At 55.7% G+C, this 14,076-nt stretch carries 15 protein-coding genes; 6 read left to right on the forward strand and 9 right to left on the reverse strand.

What is annotated here, in order from left to right; all coding sequences use genetic code 11:
* Nucleotides 1-5 precede the first annotated feature (5 nt).
* Genes THINI_RS20950 through rfbA form a run of 8 tightly spaced genes read right to left on the reverse strand, consistent with a single transcriptional unit; the run spans nucleotide 6 to nucleotide 6,574 of the window.
* Nucleotides 6-1,289 carry an oligosaccharide flippase family protein gene (locus THINI_RS20950; protein ID WP_002710513.1) on the reverse strand — a complete coding sequence of 428 codons (1,284 nt, stop codon included), beginning with the start codon at nucleotides 1,287-1,289 and terminating at the stop codon, nucleotides 6-8.
* The gene (locus THINI_RS20955) at nucleotides 1,286-1,759 is read right to left on the reverse strand and encodes a glycosyltransferase (RefSeq protein WP_002710514.1); all 474 of its coding nucleotides are present in this window, start codon (nucleotides 1,757-1,759) and stop codon (nucleotides 1,286-1,288) included. Before THINI_RS20955 ends, THINI_RS20950 begins: the two co-directional genes overlap by 4 nt.
* Nucleotides 1,756-2,256, reverse strand: coding sequence for a glycosyltransferase family protein (locus tag THINI_RS20960; RefSeq protein WP_002710515.1), 501 nt, complete (start codon nucleotides 2,254-2,256; stop codon nucleotides 1,756-1,758). The genes THINI_RS20955 and THINI_RS20960 overlap by 4 nt, the downstream gene beginning before the upstream one ends.
* Nucleotides 2,253-3,209, reverse strand: a complete 957-nt coding sequence (locus THINI_RS20965; protein WP_002710516.1) for a class I SAM-dependent methyltransferase — start codon at nucleotides 3,207-3,209, stop codon at nucleotides 2,253-2,255. The genes THINI_RS20960 and THINI_RS20965 overlap by 4 nt, the downstream gene beginning before the upstream one ends.
* The gene (gene rfbB, locus THINI_RS20970; RefSeq protein WP_002710517.1) at nucleotides 3,209-4,276 is read right to left on the reverse strand and encodes a dTDP-glucose 4,6-dehydratase; all 1,068 of its coding nucleotides are present in this window, start codon (nucleotides 4,274-4,276) and stop codon (nucleotides 3,209-3,211) included. The genes THINI_RS20965 and rfbB overlap by 1 nt, the downstream gene beginning before the upstream one ends.
* A complete protein-coding gene (gene rfbD, locus THINI_RS20975; RefSeq protein ID WP_002710518.1) occupies nucleotides 4,273-5,148 on the reverse strand; it encodes a dTDP-4-dehydrorhamnose reductase in 876 nt (291 codons plus the stop codon). The genes rfbB and rfbD overlap by 4 nt, the downstream gene beginning before the upstream one ends.
* Nucleotides 5,145-5,693, reverse strand: coding sequence for a dTDP-4-dehydrorhamnose 3,5-epimerase (gene rfbC, locus THINI_RS20980; protein ID WP_002710519.1), 549 nt, complete (start codon nucleotides 5,691-5,693; stop codon nucleotides 5,145-5,147). Before rfbC ends, rfbD begins: the two co-directional genes overlap by 4 nt.
* A complete protein-coding gene (gene rfbA / locus THINI_RS20985) occupies nucleotides 5,690-6,574 on the reverse strand; it encodes a glucose-1-phosphate thymidylyltransferase RfbA (RefSeq protein WP_002710520.1) in 885 nt (294 codons plus the stop codon). The genes rfbC and rfbA overlap by 4 nt, the downstream gene beginning before the upstream one ends.
* 131 nt (nucleotides 6,575-6,705) lie before the next feature.
* Between rfbA and THINI_RS20990 the strand changes: the two genes are divergently transcribed.
* Nucleotides 6,706-7,677 carry an MBL fold metallo-hydrolase gene (locus THINI_RS20990; RefSeq protein ID WP_002710521.1) on the forward strand — a complete coding sequence of 324 codons (972 nt, stop codon included), beginning with the start codon at nucleotides 6,706-6,708 and terminating at the stop codon, nucleotides 7,675-7,677.
* A gap of 32 nt (nucleotides 7,678-7,709) precedes the next feature.
* On the opposite strand, the gene THINI_RS20995 is transcribed toward THINI_RS20990, so the two are convergent.
* Nucleotides 7,710-8,666 carry a helix-turn-helix domain-containing protein gene (locus THINI_RS20995; protein ID WP_002710522.1) on the reverse strand — a complete coding sequence of 319 codons (957 nt, stop codon included), beginning with the start codon at nucleotides 8,664-8,666 and terminating at the stop codon, nucleotides 7,710-7,712.
* Nucleotides 8,667-8,842: 176 nt separating this feature from the next.
* Between THINI_RS20995 and THINI_RS21000 the strand changes: the two genes are divergently transcribed.
* The 5 genes from THINI_RS21000 to eno all read left to right on the forward strand — a co-directional run bounded on the left by THINI_RS21000 (nucleotide 8,843) and on the right by eno (nucleotide 14,019).
* On the forward strand, nucleotides 8,843-9,076 hold the full coding sequence (locus tag THINI_RS21000) for a hypothetical protein (protein ID WP_002710523.1): 234 nt from the start codon (nucleotides 8,843-8,845) through the stop codon (nucleotides 9,074-9,076).
* Nucleotides 9,077-9,208: 132 nt separating this feature from the next.
* Nucleotides 9,209-10,018 carry a 3-methyl-2-oxobutanoate hydroxymethyltransferase gene (panB, locus tag THINI_RS21005; RefSeq protein ID WP_002710524.1) on the forward strand — a complete coding sequence of 270 codons (810 nt, stop codon included), beginning with the start codon at nucleotides 9,209-9,211 and terminating at the stop codon, nucleotides 10,016-10,018.
* Nucleotides 10,019-10,232: 214 nt separating this feature from the next.
* Nucleotides 10,233-11,888 carry a CTP synthase gene (locus THINI_RS21010; RefSeq protein ID WP_002710525.1) on the forward strand — a complete coding sequence of 552 codons (1,656 nt, stop codon included), beginning with the start codon at nucleotides 10,233-10,235 and terminating at the stop codon, nucleotides 11,886-11,888.
* On the forward strand, nucleotides 11,885-12,718 hold the full coding sequence (kdsA, locus tag THINI_RS21015) for a 3-deoxy-8-phosphooctulonate synthase (RefSeq protein WP_002710526.1): 834 nt from the start codon (nucleotides 11,885-11,887) through the stop codon (nucleotides 12,716-12,718). The genes THINI_RS21010 and kdsA overlap by 4 nt, the downstream gene beginning before the upstream one ends.
* A gap of 20 nt (nucleotides 12,719-12,738) precedes the next feature.
* Nucleotides 12,739-14,019: a phosphopyruvate hydratase gene (eno, locus tag THINI_RS21020; protein ID WP_002710527.1), complete on the forward strand. Its 1,281-nt coding sequence runs from the start codon at nucleotides 12,739-12,741 to the stop codon at nucleotides 14,017-14,019.
* Nucleotides 14,020-14,076: the final 57 nt, after the last annotated feature.

Here is a 14,076-nt window from a genome sequence, read left to right on the forward strand (position 1 = left end):
AACTCCTATAATAGCTTGCCATGCCCATCCAGCAGGCGGTTTTTGAAAAACAGCACCGCCACACTGCCGGTCAGCACCAGATTGGCCAGCAGGGTAGCGCCTGCCGCGCCCTCAATCCCATAAGGCGGAATCAGCACCAGATTGGCGGTGACATCCACCGCCAGTGCAATGCCCAGCATGATGTTCAGGTAGCGCACCTGTTCCTGGATAATGAACATGAAAGAAAATGTCAGGCTCAAGGCGCGTGCCAGTTGTGCCACCAGCAGGATGGCCAGCGTGGTTCCCGCCTGCAAATATTCCGGCTTGAACACTTCCAGCAGGGTGTCGCCCAGCAGCAATAGCAGCAGGGTTACTGCCCCCAAGACGCCTGCCACCAACCCGGTTGCCTGCCAGAAAAACCGCACCAGTTGTTCAGGGTGATGCTTGTGGATTTTCAACAAGCGCGGGTAAATGGTCGCATCCAGCGCGCCGAGGAAAAACAGGCTGACAAACGACAAGCGCGCCGCCACCGTGAACAGCGCCACATCAGCATTTTTTAATAACAGGCCGGTTAGTAGGGTATCTGCCCACAGCATCAGGAAGGAAAAAAACGACACGGGTGCCAGCGGCAACGACTGTTGCAGCACATCTTTTATGTTGAAACGGGTTGCCGTTGCCGGGCGCAGGCTATCCCACCAGGGGCGCAACCAGTAAAAGGACGCCAGCCCCGCCAACAGCAACGAAGCGGTATACAGCAACAGGTAGTGCTGGTTTTCCCGCAACACTGCCCAGAACACCACCATCAGCAGCATATAGGTCACCGCAGGCAGCGAATTTTGTACCAGAATCGACTCGGAGGTGTGGCGGATGGCTTTCAGGAACGATGAGTTCATCATCACCAGATTGAAAAACAGGATACCGCTGGCCGCCAGCAGCAATGGCATCATGTGGATGGCATCATCAAACAGCCAGTGTTGTAACAGCGGCGTGAATACCAGCCAGCCCAGTATGAAAATACCGCTGCTGACCAGCACCATGCGGTAGGCGTCACGCAGGTATGCGCCTTGCAGGCTGGTTTCGGTTTCAGCTACCCGCGCCACATCCCGCACCAGCCACTGTTCCACGCCCAGGCGGCTGAACAGGGAAACACCTGTCACCAGGGTCATCAGCATGAATACCATTCCTGCTTCACTGATGCTCAACGTGCGGGTCAGGGTAATGGCCACCGCAAAGTTCAACCCTACCCCGGCAAAACGGGCGATGGTCGACAGGATTGTGGTGATTAGCAGCGAAGGGTTTTGTAGGTTCATGCACGGATGGCCTGGTCAATGAAATCCGTTAAAGCCTGTCTGCCTGTGTAGGTATCGGTGGAAGCCGGGGTAAGTTCATGCTGCTGTTCCAGCAATGCATACAACGCATCCCGAGTGGCGGCGGTATAGACGCCCGGCAACCTGCCCATCCATTCCAGCCCGTCAAGCTGGTGGTCATTGCGGTGCTCGCCCAAGGCGTGCTGGCGGTTCATGACAATGATGGGCTTGCGGTTTTCCAGCGCGGTAATGATGTTGCCCATGCCTGCATGGGAAATGATCAGGCTGGCAGCCCGCAAATGCTGGTTGAACACATTGGTGGCCATGAAACGTTCCCAACGCAACTGTTGCGGCAGGTAAGCGCCATCGGCAATCTGGGCAATGCCTGCGGCCTGATGTTGTGCAGCCCATTCATCCACGTAACGGATCAGGCGGTCAAACGGGAACTGGGTGCCGACAGCGACGAAAATCACAGCACGGCTCCCTTGTAGAGGATGCTGTGCCCATCGCTCAGATGCTCCCATTGGGTCAGGAATACATCCGCGCGTTTCTGCGCCAAACGGCCAGCCTTGGAGAGTTGTTTGACGTTGGCGATGCTGTCCACCCAGATAGTGCGGATGCCCAGAAAGCTACCCAGCCAGATGGCGATCGCACCCGGCGCTGCGCCAGTGGAAAGAATGGCTTTGGGGCGCTCTTTCAGCAGGATATACAGTATTTGCAAGCTGCAAGGAATCAGCCGCCATTTGTCGTCGGCGCTGACATCAGTGACGGAATAGACCTTCTGTTCCCCTAAGGCTTTCGATGCGCCAAACAGGGCGGCGGGCATGGCGTAAACAATGGCATAACGGTCTTCCAGACCCTTGCACAGGCGGGTCAATTGAATCCAGTGCCCGCCGGGTGAGGAAATGGCCAGCAATTTGGGCGTTTGCCCCTCCCCTGATAAGGGGAGGCCGGAAGGGGTTTCTTTCAAGCTGGTTTCCTCAAATAAAACGCGGCCTGATCCCCCTGGTTGATGGCATTCAGTTCCTGTGCGCGTTTTTCAAACTGGCGTATTTCCTTGCTGGTAAACAATGCGTTTTGCGGCGATTCCGCCCAGGAGCGCGGGTCACGCAGCGGAATGCCCTGTTCGTACTGCTTGCTGCCCCAGAATTGCAGGGCGTTGGAGTCGTACACCACTGTTTCGGTCAGGAAGCCGCATTGTTCCGCCAACACTTCCATGCTTTTGACGGAATGCAGATACAGGTGGCGTGGCGCATCCAGTTGCACCCAGTTGACGCCGTATTCCTGCCAGACGTAGGAGGAAACCGTTGGTATCCGCACCAGCGCCATACCCCCGGGTTTGAGGATGTTGAATGCCTGTTGCAGGTGAAGCCGCTGTTTGGGCAGGTGCTCAAACGAATGATGGAACATCACCAGATCCCATTGCCCCTGCTCGCTGAAAATGTCGCGCTTTTCGATCCGCAAGCCATTGGGGTAGGCAATGTCCGCACGGTTGAATGGGTCAATGCCCAACAAGTTGCGGAAACCGGTTTCACGCAGGGAGTGCAGCAAATGGCCAGCACCACAGCCCACATCCAGGATGCGGTCATCCCACGACAGCTTGGCGGGGCGCAGGGAAGCCAGCTTGGCGTGGGGCGACAGCAGGTGCATGATGCGCCCGAGTGGGTTCCTGCCGGTCACTTCGTAACGGTCACGCATCCTGATCAGGGCTTGCTGCAACGGGTTGCCCGTTTTGCCAGGGTCGTGGTAGGAGTAATAGTTTTCCGGGTAATAATCAGCCAGATTATCGGGGGTGTGCTCGATTTGCAGGCATTCACAATCCGTGCACTGGAAATAGCGGTGTTCATCCCGCAAGCCCAGCATCATTTCCTTGGCCACATAACTGCGGTGTTCGCCTTCGCTGCCACAGATACGGCATTGCATCAGGCATTGCCTCCGTGGGAGCCGAACAGTTTGATGTCCCCTTGCCAGAAATCCGGATGTGACAAGTACCAGTCGAGCGTTTTCGCCAGACCCGATTGGAAGGTTTCAGCAGGCTCATAACCCAGTTCGCGGCAAATCTTGCTGTTATCGATGGCATAACGGCGGTCATGGCCGGGGCGGTCTTTCACATAGGTGATGTGTTGGTTGTGTGGAACATGCGGCGAGTCGGGAAAGCGTGCATCCAGCAGGGCACACAGTTCATGGATCAGGCTGAGGTTGGCCTGCTCATTATTGCCGCCGATGTTGTAGGTTTCGCCGATACACCCGGTGCGGATGATCAGGTCGATGCCCCGGTTGTGGTCGTCCACGTACAACCAGTCGCGCACCTGTTGCCCGTCACCGTAAATCGGCACTGCCTTGCCTTGCAGCAGGTTGGAAATGGCCAGCGGGATCAGCTTTTCCGGGTACTGGTACGGCCCGTAGTTGTTGGAACAGTTGCTGGTGCTGGTCTGCAAACCGTAGGTATGCTGGTAGGCACGCACAATGTGGTCGGAAGAAGCCTTGCTGGCCGCATACGGCGAATTCGGCGCATACGGCGTGGTTTCGGTAAACGCCGGGTCAGTGGGCGACAGCGTACCGTACACCTCGTCGGTGGAAACGTGGTGGAAGCGGTGGGCGAACCCCGGCTGTTCTTCCAGCCACACCTTTTTCGCGGCCTTCAGCAGGCTATGTGTGCCGTCGATGTTGGTGCGCAGGAACGCATCCGGCCCGTAAATCGAGCGGTCAACGTGCGATTCGGCGGCAAAGTGCACGATGGTGTCGATGGTTTCTTCGCGCAGCAGGGTTTCCACCAGCGGCTGGTCAAGGATGTCGCCGTGCACGAAGCGGAAACTGGCCTGGCCTTCCAGCGGTTGCAGGTTTGCGTAACGGCCTGCGTAGGTCAGCGCATCCAGCACCACGATCTTGGTGTCGGGGTAGGTTGCCAGCCAGTAATGGACGAAATTGGTGCCGATGAAGCCAGCGCCTCCGGTTACCAGCAGCTTTTCAGGTGTATGTGTCGTTGTCATGTCGTCGGTGTGTGTTGTTTCAGTTCGGCAAGCATCAATCTCAGGTTGGCGCGCCAATGGGGCAGAGTGTAGCCCAGAATGCTTTCGGTGGAACGTTTGTCCAGCACGCTGTAGGCAGGGCGACGTGCAGGGGTCGGGTATTCAGCCGTCAGCAATGGCTTGACCGGCACGGTTTTGCTGAGCAAGCCGAGGTTGACAGCCTCTTCCTGGATAGCGACGGCGAAATCGTACCAGCTTGCCACGCCCTGGTCAGAGCAATGGAAGATGCCCTGCGGTTGTTGCGCGATGAATGCCCAAATGGTGTCGGCCAGCGTATGGGCCCAGGTGGGGGAACCGGCCTGTTCCACCACCACGCCAAGCGCGTCACGTTCCGCCGCCAGCCGCAGCATGGTCTTGACGAAATTGCCCCGGTAGCGGGAATACAGCCAGGAGGTGCGGATGATGGCGGCAGCGGGGCATTGCGTCTGCACAGCCCGCTCCCCGGCCAGTTTGCTGGCGCCATACACGCCTTGCGGGCTGGTCACGGCGTCAGGGGCGTAAGGGGTGGATTGTAGGCCATCGAACACGAAATCCGTCGAGACATGTACTAAGTAAATGTTGTGCTGGCTGGCCAGTTGCGCCAGGGTTTCCGCTGCCTTGTGGTTGATGGCGTAGGCGTTTTCCACGTCACTTTCCGCTTTGTCCACGGCGGTATAGGCGGCGGCGTTGATAATGGCGTCCGGCTGGTATTCTGCCAGTATGGTGGCGACCTGTGCCGGGTTGGTGATGTCCAGCGTGTCGCGGCCTGCGGCTATCAGGGTAATGTCAGCGGGGCAGGTGGCTTGCAGTTCCAGCCCGAGTTGGCCGTTTGCGCCTGTCAGCAGTACTTTCATGCGAACACCTCGGCGTCTGGCCATAACTTGCCTTCTGCATCCTTGGCGGATACTTGTGGTGCCTGGCCACCAACCAGCGGCCAGTTGATGGCGAGCGTGGGGTCATCCCAGCGCAGGCAGCGTTCATGCTGGGGCGCGTACAAATCGGTGCATTTGTAGAGGAAATCGGCTGATTCGCTCATCACGTAGAAGCCGTGCGCGAAACCGGGCGGAACCCATAACATACGGTGGTTTGCGTCTGACAATTCCGCACCGACCCACTGGCCGAAGGCGGGGGAGGATTGCCGCAAGTCCACCGCCACGTCAAACACCTGGCCGTGGGTGACGCGCACCAGTTTGCCCTGCGGGTGCTGGATCTGGTAGTGCAGGCCACGCAGGATGCCCTGGCGCGAACGGCTGTGGTTGTCCTGGACAAAATGCAAATCCAGCCCGGCTTCGGCAAAGCTGTTGGCATTCCAGGTTTCCATGAAAAAGCCGCGCGCGTCGCCATAAATTTGCGGTTCGATAATCATCACTTCGGGGATGCTGGTGGGGATAATCTTCATTTCAGCAATTCCGTCAGGTACAAGCCGTAACCGCTTTTTTTCAAAGGATCCGCCAGCCGCAGGAGTTGTTCGCCATCAATGTAGCCCATGCGCCAGGCAACCTCTTCCGGGCAGGCAATTTTCAGCCCCTGGCGTTCCTCAATGACGCGGATGTAATTGGAGGCGTCCAGCAGCGAGGTATGCGTGCCGGTGTCCAACCAGGCGGTTCCGCGCTTGAGCATTTCCACCTGCAACTGGCCGCGTTCCAGGTACATCTGGTTAACGGTGGTGATTTCCAGTTCGCCACGCGGGGAAGGGCGCACTGCGCGGGCGACATCCACCACCTGATTATCGTAGAAATACAAACCGGTAACGGCGTAAGGTGAACGGGGTTTGGCAGGTTTTTCCTCAATGCTGAGCGCCTTGCCAGCATGGTCAAATTCCACCACCCCGTAGCGTTCCGGGTCGCGCACGTAGTAGGAGAACACCGTTGCGCCGTTTGCCTGCTGGCTGGCGGCCTGTAGGCGGATGGACAAACCCTCGCCGTAGTAAATGTTGTCGCCCAAAATCAGGGTGGCAGGTGAATTGCCAAGGAAGTCCGCCCCGATCAGGAATGCCTGCGCCAGCCCCTCGGGTTTGGGTTGCACGGCGTACTGTATGTTCAGCCCCCATTGGGAACCATCTGCCAGCAGATGCCGGAACTGGGCGGAATCTTCCGGCGTGGTGATGATCAGGATGTCGCGGATACCCGCCAGCATCAGCACGGTCAGCGGGTAATAGATCATCGGCTTGTCATACACCGGCATCAGTTGCTTGCTCACCGCCTGCGTCAGCGGGTACAGGCGCGTACCGCTGCCACCGGCGAGGATGATGCCCTTGCGGTTCAGTTTATTATCTTGCATGAATGATGTGCTTATCAGTATGTTTTCCGGTGAAGTTGCCAATTGTAGACAAACCCACGGAAATTTCAGCTAATTCTGGTAATCGGATACACTCGGCATCATAGCAAAAACCGCACGTAAGGAGAGAGAGGATGAAAAAAACGCTAGTATCACTATCCGTTGGTGTATTTTGGGGTAGCATGGTTTCCAGTGCCTGGGGAGAAGATAAAAAAGTGCATCAGGATTTGCTTGACACATACAAGCCCGAGCAGGTTTCTGAACATGTCTATGTTATCCACGGCCCCATGGGCTACCCGGATAAGCAAAACCAGGGTTTCATGAACAACCCCGGTTTTATCGTGACAGACAAGGAGGTTGTGGTCATCGACCCCGGTTCCAGCAGTGCCATTGGGCGGGCAGTGCTGGCGCATATCCGCAAAATTTCTGACAAACCAATCAACAAGGTTTTGACTACCCATGTCCATGGTGACCATTGGTTGGGCAATCAGGCATTTCAGGAAGAGAACCCTGAGGTCAAATTCTACGCGCACCCGGCCATGATTGAAGAGGCAAAAAATGGTGCAGCAGAGGAATGGATAGGCACCATGAACAGCATGACTGATAATGCCACCGAGGGTACGGAAGCCATCATTCCGACCGAAGCCCTGGCCGATGGCCAGACGTTTGAACTGGATGGGCTGACCCTCAAGGCGCATGTTATCGACGGCAAAGCCCATACAGATACCGATGTCATGTTTGAAGTGCCGGAAGAAAAGGTACTGTTCACCGGCGACACCATTAACAACAAGCGCATTGTGCGCATGGATGACGGCAGCTTCGCCGGTGGTGTCAAAGCAGCCGAATATGCTTTGGGTCTGGATGTCGACAAGATTGTCCCTGGGCATGGCCATACGGGTAGCAGGAACGTCCTGACCTATTACCGTGATTATTTGGGCAAGGTTTACAACTCGGTCAAGGCCATGCGCGAAGACATGGAAGCACACGAGATGAAGCCCAAAATCGAGGCGCAACTGGCCGATTACAAGGACTGGGCTGGCTACAACGAAGAGCTGGGCAAGCATATCAGCCTGTCGGTGCTGGAAGCTGAGCAGGAGGATTTCTAGCCCGATACGGCTACGGAAGGTGACGGGAGCTGTCATTCCCGCAGCATTCCCCGCATATCCGGTGAAAAGTTTTCCAGTACAAGTTTACTGTCTTCCGGGCTGCGTTTGAGGGTTTCCTCATAAAAGTGACGGACAGCTGCCTTCATGTTGCATTCTCCCTGCAACAACTCCAGTGTGTCCCGGCCAATTTTCAGCAAGGTAATGTCAGCATCCAGCGTTTTTACCTTGTGGAAATAAAAGTCACGCACCTCTTGGCAAAAGTGTTCATCTTGGATTTCCAGAAAGATGTCGCCTTGTGCGGGTTGCATAACGGGGGCGAGCATTAACAGGGTGGATTTTTCCGGCAACAGTACCAGGTTTGGGAACAGGCTGGTCGCTGGAAAGTGGGCGCGCGAGAAAAAGTACAGGTGTTTGGCGTGCTTGTGGCGAAAATGTTCCAGGTAACCCCCGAGTATGGCGTGGCGCTGCGCATAGCTATAGTGGTTAACCGGTGAAAAGATGAAAGTCAGCAAGGAGTCCAGGGTGTGGATGTGTGTTTCCCGATAATCGGCCTGCGCGATTTGCTGGAAGCGCGTACTTTCCTGGTGTGGGCTAACAAAAAAAGAGGAGGGGAATTTGCTGTAGGCCAGGATACGCCCAGCATTTTCCATATTGTGGAGATAGCTATCTGCATCTGTGTCTTGGGAAAAATGCTGCAAGCGGAATGCATTTTTGCGTAATGAGCGGAAATGTGGTTTGAGCAGAAAATCAACATCAACGCCGAAAAGATGTGAATACCCCAGTAATTTGAGCACATCCACTGCGCTATCCTCACACTCCAGACGTGAAATATCGGGCTGTTGGACGGTGAATCCCGGCTTCATGTAAGGTTTCAGGAATGCCTGCAAATGATTGGCAATATCCGTTTGGCTGTGGCTTCTTGCTTCGCGTAATTCCCGCAGTTTTGCCCCATCCTGCGGAATATGCCTTGCGCTACTTTTTTTGCACATATGCTTATTTATTATTCGCTTTTGATGAAGATGCCAATATGCAATATTTCTATGCAGTATGCAAATTTTACATGACTCATAAGCTGAATGATAAATGAACAATTTAGATTAAATATTTTTATGGAGTAAAGTAATCTTTCTCCCGCTGATAAATAATACAAGACGGAGAAACCCCCATGAAAATCAGTCCAACCATCCTGTGTGTTTCCTTTTCCATTATCCTGCTTCAGGGGTGCGTGACTATCCCCCAAAGCCAGCTGCAAGAGGATCAGGCCAAGGTGGCCGATACCAGCGAAACACCCGTAACAGCCCCTTCGCAAGAGGAGGATCAAACCGCTGCCGAACTGGCAGTCGAAGTATTACGTGATGTCTTTGTGCCCATTGTGACTGCGCTCATTGCCCGTGGTTAAGGTTCTTGCATTGCAGGCTTGCAGATAGCGGTTCGATGGCCTTCTTGTGTCGTTTGCCATGACACAAGAAGGCTGTGCATATGCTAGACTGCACTGCAACATTATTTCAACTGTTTGTGGGAGCCACACTGCATGAGCGCCAAACCCAATCCGCGCGTGACCGTTACCAGCTTGCGCAAGATGAAGCGTGAAGCCGAGAAAATTGCCATGCTGACCGCTTATGACGCCAGTTTCGCCAAGGTGCTGGATGATCAAGGTGTGGATGTGGTTCTGGTGGGGGATTCGCTGGGCATGGTCATACAAGGGCATGACACAACTGTGCCTGTGAGTATGGATGACATGGTTTACCATACCCGCGCAGTGACCAAAATGTGCCAGCGCGCGTTGGTGATCGGCGATTTGCCCTTCATGAGCTATACCTCCCCCGATCTGGCCTTGCGCAACAGTGCCCGCCTGATGCAGGACGGCGGCGCGCACATGGTCAAGCTGGAAGGTGGTGCGCCGCAAGTGGCGACAGTCTCCCAGCTTGCCCACCACGGCGTGCCAGTGTGTGCGCATCTGGGCTTGCAGCCGCAGTCCGTCCACAAACTGGGCGGCTATCGGGTGCAAGGGCGTGACGAAGCCGTCGCGCGGCAGATGCTGGATGATGCCAAGGCATTGCAGGATGCGGGGGCGGATTTGCTGGTGCTGGAATGCGTCCCAGTTACGTTGGCGGAACAGATTACCCAGGCGCTGGAAATTCCCACCATTGGTATTGGCGCAGGCCGTGAGTGCGATGGTCAAGTGCTGGTGTTGCATGACATGCTGGGCATTTCCCCGCGTGCGCCAAAATTTTCCCATGATTTTATTGGTTCTGGCGCGACCATTGCGCAAGCGGTTACGGCTTATGTGCAGGCGGTGAAAGCCGGAACTTTTCCTGAAGACCAGCATTGTTTTTTCTGAAGCGGGTAGTTGGATAGGGTGCTTTATCATTTTTGACCACCGCCCCGACATGCCGTGGGATGACAAAATCTGGCAAGACACAACAACACAGGAAGGCCACACCATCGGCCTATGGGGAGTGTAATCCAACCCGTTTCAGTTTTCGCAAAACCCACCAGTGTGTGGTAGGATGCGCGCGCATAATTGTGACTGACACGGATGCAGATTTCTCCCTATGGCACGATACATCTTTATCACTGGCGGTGTGGTTTCCTCTTTGGGAAAAGGCATTGCCGCCGCCTCCCTCGGCGCTATCCTCGAAGCGCGTGGCCTCAAGGTCACGATGATGAAACTGGACCCCTACATCAACGTCGATCCCGGTACCATGAGTCCCTTCCAGCATGGCGAAGTATTTGTCACTGAAGACGGCGCGGAAACCGACCTTGATCTGGGGCATTACGAACGTTTCGTCGGCTTCAAAGCCAGCAAACTCAACAACTTCACAACAGGCCGGATTTACGAAACCGTCATCCGCAAGGAACGTCGGGGCGAATACCTGGGCGCGACCGTACAGGTGATCCCGCATATCACTGACGAAATCAAGCGCTGTATCCGCGCGGGTGCAGGCGATGCCGACATCGCCATGGTCGAAATCGGCGGTACGGTTGGCGACATCGAAGCGATGCCATTTATGGAGGCGATTCGCCAGATGGGGGTGGAAGAAGGCCGCAGCAACGCCCTGTTCATCCACCTGACCCTGTTGCCCTACGTGGCTGCGGCGGGTGAACTCAAAACCAAGCCGACCCAACACTCAGTCAAGGAACTACGTTCCATCGGCATCCAGCCTGACATCCTGTTGTGCCGTAGCGAACGCCCGCTACCGGAAAACGAACGCAAGAAAATCGCCCTGTTCACCAACGTGGAGGAACGCGCCGTCATTTCCGCCGTGGACGTGGACAATATCTATAAAATCCCGCTGTGGTTGCACGCGCAAAAGCTCGACCGCATCGTTGCCGAAAAATTTGGTCTAAGCGACTTGCCGGAAGCCGACCTCAGCGACTGGAGAAACGTCGTCAGCGCGATGGAATTCCCGCAAGCGGAAATCACTGTCGCCATGGTCGGCAAATACGTCGACCTGACCGAATCCTACAAGTCGCTCAATGAGGCTCTTACCCATGCGGGAATCCAGACCCACACCAAGGTCAGAATCCAGTACCTGGACTCGGAAAAGCTCGAATCCGACGATGAACTGACTATGGAAATCCTGCGCAATGCCGATGCCATCCTGGTTCCAGGCGGCTTCGGCAAACGTGGGGTGGAAGGCAAAATCCGCGCCGTGCAATATGCCCGCGAAAGCAAGGTTCCTTACCTCGGCATCTGTCTGGGAATGCAGGTGGCCGTGATTGAATTCGCCCGCCACTGCGCCAACCTGACCGATGCGCATAGCACCGAATTTGCCCCGGAAACCACTAATCCGGTTATCGGCCTGATCACCGAATGGCAAACCGAACACGGCATCATCGAAAAGCGTTCGCAGGATTCTGACCTTGGCGGCACCATGCGCCTTGGTGGCCAGCCTTGTCTGCTGCAATCTGGCTCACTGGCACGGGCAACCTACGGCGCGGAACAGATTGTGGAACGCCACCGTCACCGTTACGAATTCAATAACCATTACCGTGATACCCTGACCCAGAACGGTCTGGTGCTGTCCGGTACCTCCATCGACGGCAATCTGGTGGAAATGGTCGAACTGAACGATCACCCCTGGTTCTTGGCTTGCCAGTTCCACCCAGAATTCACCTCGCGCCCGCGTCAGGGGCATCCGCTGTTCAGCGGTTTCATCCGCGCAGCGCGTACCTACCATGAAGCGAAAGCAGGAGGCCGCGCATGAACCTGTGCGGATTTGAAGTCGGGCTGGAACAGCCGTTTTTCTTGATTTGCGGGCCTTGCGCGATCGAAACGGAAAAACTGGCGATGGAAACCGCTGCCCAGCTGAAAGACATTACCAGTCGTTTGGGCATCCCTTTCATCTATAAATCCTCCTTCGACAAGGCCAACCGCTCTTCGCACAACAGCGCGCGCGGCGTCGGTCTGGAAGCCGGTTTACGCATCCTCGAACAAGTCAAAACCGAAGTGGGCATACCAGTACTGACCGACGTGCACGAAGACACGCCGCTGGATGAAGTCGCCAGCGTGGTCGACGTATTGCAGACGCCAGCGTTCCTGTGCCGCCAGACCAACTTCATCCAGAACGTGGCACAGGCGGGCAAGCCGGTCAACATCAAGAAAGGCCAGTTCCTCGCCCCGTGGGACATGGGCAATGTGGTGGAAAAGGCGCGGGCTGTCGGTAACCAGCAGATTATGGTGTGCGAACGCGGTTATACTTTTGGCTACAATAATCTGGTTTCGGATATGCGCGGGTTGGCGATCATGCGTGCAACTGGTTGCCCAGTGGTGTTTGACGCTACCCACTCGGTGCAATTGCCGGGCGGGCAGGGCAGTTGTTCCGGCGGTCAGCGCGAACATGTGCCGGTACTGGCGCGTGCGGCAGTGGCAGCGGGCATCGCCGGGCTGTTTATCGAATCACATCCTGACCCCGCCAACGCCATGAGTGACGGGCCAAATTCCTGGCCACTGGACCGGCTGGAAGAACTACTGAAAACCCTGACAGCGCTGGATCAGGTCGTCAAGGCACAAAAATTGCTAGAAAATTCATTGTAAGTTTATTGGGAAATACAGATATGTCTGAAATCAAAGCAGTAAGGGCGCGCGAAATCGTTGATTCACGCGGCAACCCGACCGTGGAAGCGGATGTCATCCTCAGCAGTGGCGCAATGGGGCGCGCAGCCGTGCCTTCCGGTGCATCTACCGGCTCGCGCGAAGCCATCGAATTGCGCGATGGCGGTGCGCGCTACCTGGGTAAAGGCGTGCTGACGGCGGTTGCCAATGTCAACGGTGAAATCGCCAAAGCCGTCACGGGTATGGATGTGACCGACCAGACCGGCATCGACCGCGCCATGATCGAGTTGGATGGCACTGAAAATAAAGGTCGTCTGGGTGCCAACGCATTGCTGGCGGTTTCCATGGCGGCAGCCCACGCTGCGGCCAGTGAGCAAGGTCTGCCACTGTACCAATATCTGGGGCAGGCGGATTCCTATAAGCTGCCAGTGCCGATGATGAATATCATCAACGGTGGCGCGCACGCTGACAACAGCGTGGACATGCAGGAGTTCATGATCCTGCCAGTCGGTGCAACCAGCATGGCGGACGCAGTACGTTACGGTGCGGAAGTGTTCCACAACCTGAAATCTGTCCTGAAAAAACGTGGCCTGAACACGGCAGTGGGTGACGAAGGTGGTTTTGCTCCAGATCTGTCTTCCAACGAACAGGCGATCGAAGTCATTCTGGAAGCGATCGACAAGGCGGGTTTCAAGGCTGGTCAGGATATGTTCCTCGGTCTGGATTGCGCCAGTTCCGAATTCTACAAGGGTGGCAAGTATGTTCTGGGTTCCGAAGGCAAGAGCTTTGATTCAGAACAGTTTGCTGATTACCTCGCCAACTGGGTAAACCAGTACCCAATCATCACCATTGAAGATGGTATGGATGAATCCGACTGGGCTGGCTGGGCAACGTTGACCCAAAAGCTGGGCAGCAAGGTGCAACTGGTGGGTGATGATTTGTTCGTGACCAATACCAAAATCCTCAAGCGCGGTATTGATGAGAACATTGCCAACTCCATCCTGATCAAGGTTAACCAGATCGGCACCCTGACCGAGACGCTGGAAGCCATCAGCATGGCGCACAAGGCTGGTTACACGGCAGTGGTTTCCCACCGTTCCGGTGAGACGGAAGACACCACGATTGCGGATATTGCAGTGGCTACCAGCGCAGGCCAGATCAAGACCGGCTCACTGTCCCGTTCCGACCGTATCGCCAAGTACAACCAGCTGCTGCGTATTGCGGAAATGCTGGGTGACAAGGGTGTTTACGCAGGGAAATCAGCGTTCAAACATCTCGGTTGATAGCCTTTCGGTGTAAATCTGCTATTCTCTTATGGCGGGCGTGTCCCGCCATATTCA

It is taken from the genome of Thiothrix nivea DSM 5205 (genome assembly GCF_000260135.1).
Taxonomy (GTDB): Bacteria; Pseudomonadota; Gammaproteobacteria; order Thiotrichales; family Thiotrichaceae; genus Thiothrix; species Thiothrix nivea.

Excerpts from the sequence above, each read along its gene's own strand:
- THINI_RS20990 (WP_002710521.1), top strand. The coding sequence starts at position 6,706 with ATGAAAAAAACGCTAGTATCACTATCCGTTGGTGTATTTTGGGGTAGC.
- panB (WP_002710524.1), top strand. The coding sequence starts at position 9,209 with ATGAGCGCCAAACCCAATCCGCGCGTGACCGTTACCAGCTTGCGCAAG.
- rfbA (WP_002710520.1), bottom strand. The coding sequence starts at position 6,574 with ATGCAAGATAATAAACTGAACCGCAAGGGCATCATCCTCGCCGGTGGC.
- THINI_RS20950 (WP_002710513.1), bottom strand. The coding sequence starts at position 1,289 with ATGAACCTACAAAACCCTTCGCTGCTAATCACCACAATCCTGTCGACC.
- THINI_RS21010 (WP_002710525.1), top strand. The coding sequence starts at position 10,233 with ATGGCACGATACATCTTTATCACTGGCGGTGTGGTTTCCTCTTTGGGA.
- rfbC (WP_002710519.1), bottom strand. The coding sequence starts at position 5,693 with ATGAAGATTATCCCCACCAGCATCCCCGAAGTGATGATTATCGAACCG.
- eno (WP_002710527.1), top strand. The coding sequence starts at position 12,739 with ATGTCTGAAATCAAAGCAGTAAGGGCGCGCGAAATCGTTGATTCACGC.
- THINI_RS20995 (WP_002710522.1), bottom strand. The coding sequence starts at position 8,666 with ATGTGCAAAAAAAGTAGCGCAAGGCATATTCCGCAGGATGGGGCAAAA.
- THINI_RS21000 (WP_002710523.1), top strand. The coding sequence starts at position 8,843 with ATGAAAATCAGTCCAACCATCCTGTGTGTTTCCTTTTCCATTATCCTG.
- THINI_RS20965 (WP_002710516.1), bottom strand. The coding sequence starts at position 3,209 with ATGCAATGCCGTATCTGTGGCAGCGAAGGCGAACACCGCAGTTATGTG.
- rfbD (WP_002710518.1), bottom strand. The coding sequence starts at position 5,148 with ATGAAAGTACTGCTGACAGGCGCAAACGGCCAACTCGGGCTGGAACTG.
- rfbB (WP_002710517.1), bottom strand. The coding sequence starts at position 4,276 with ATGACAACGACACATACACCTGAAAAGCTGCTGGTAACCGGAGGCGCT.
- kdsA (WP_002710526.1), top strand. The coding sequence starts at position 11,885 with ATGAACCTGTGCGGATTTGAAGTCGGGCTGGAACAGCCGTTTTTCTTG.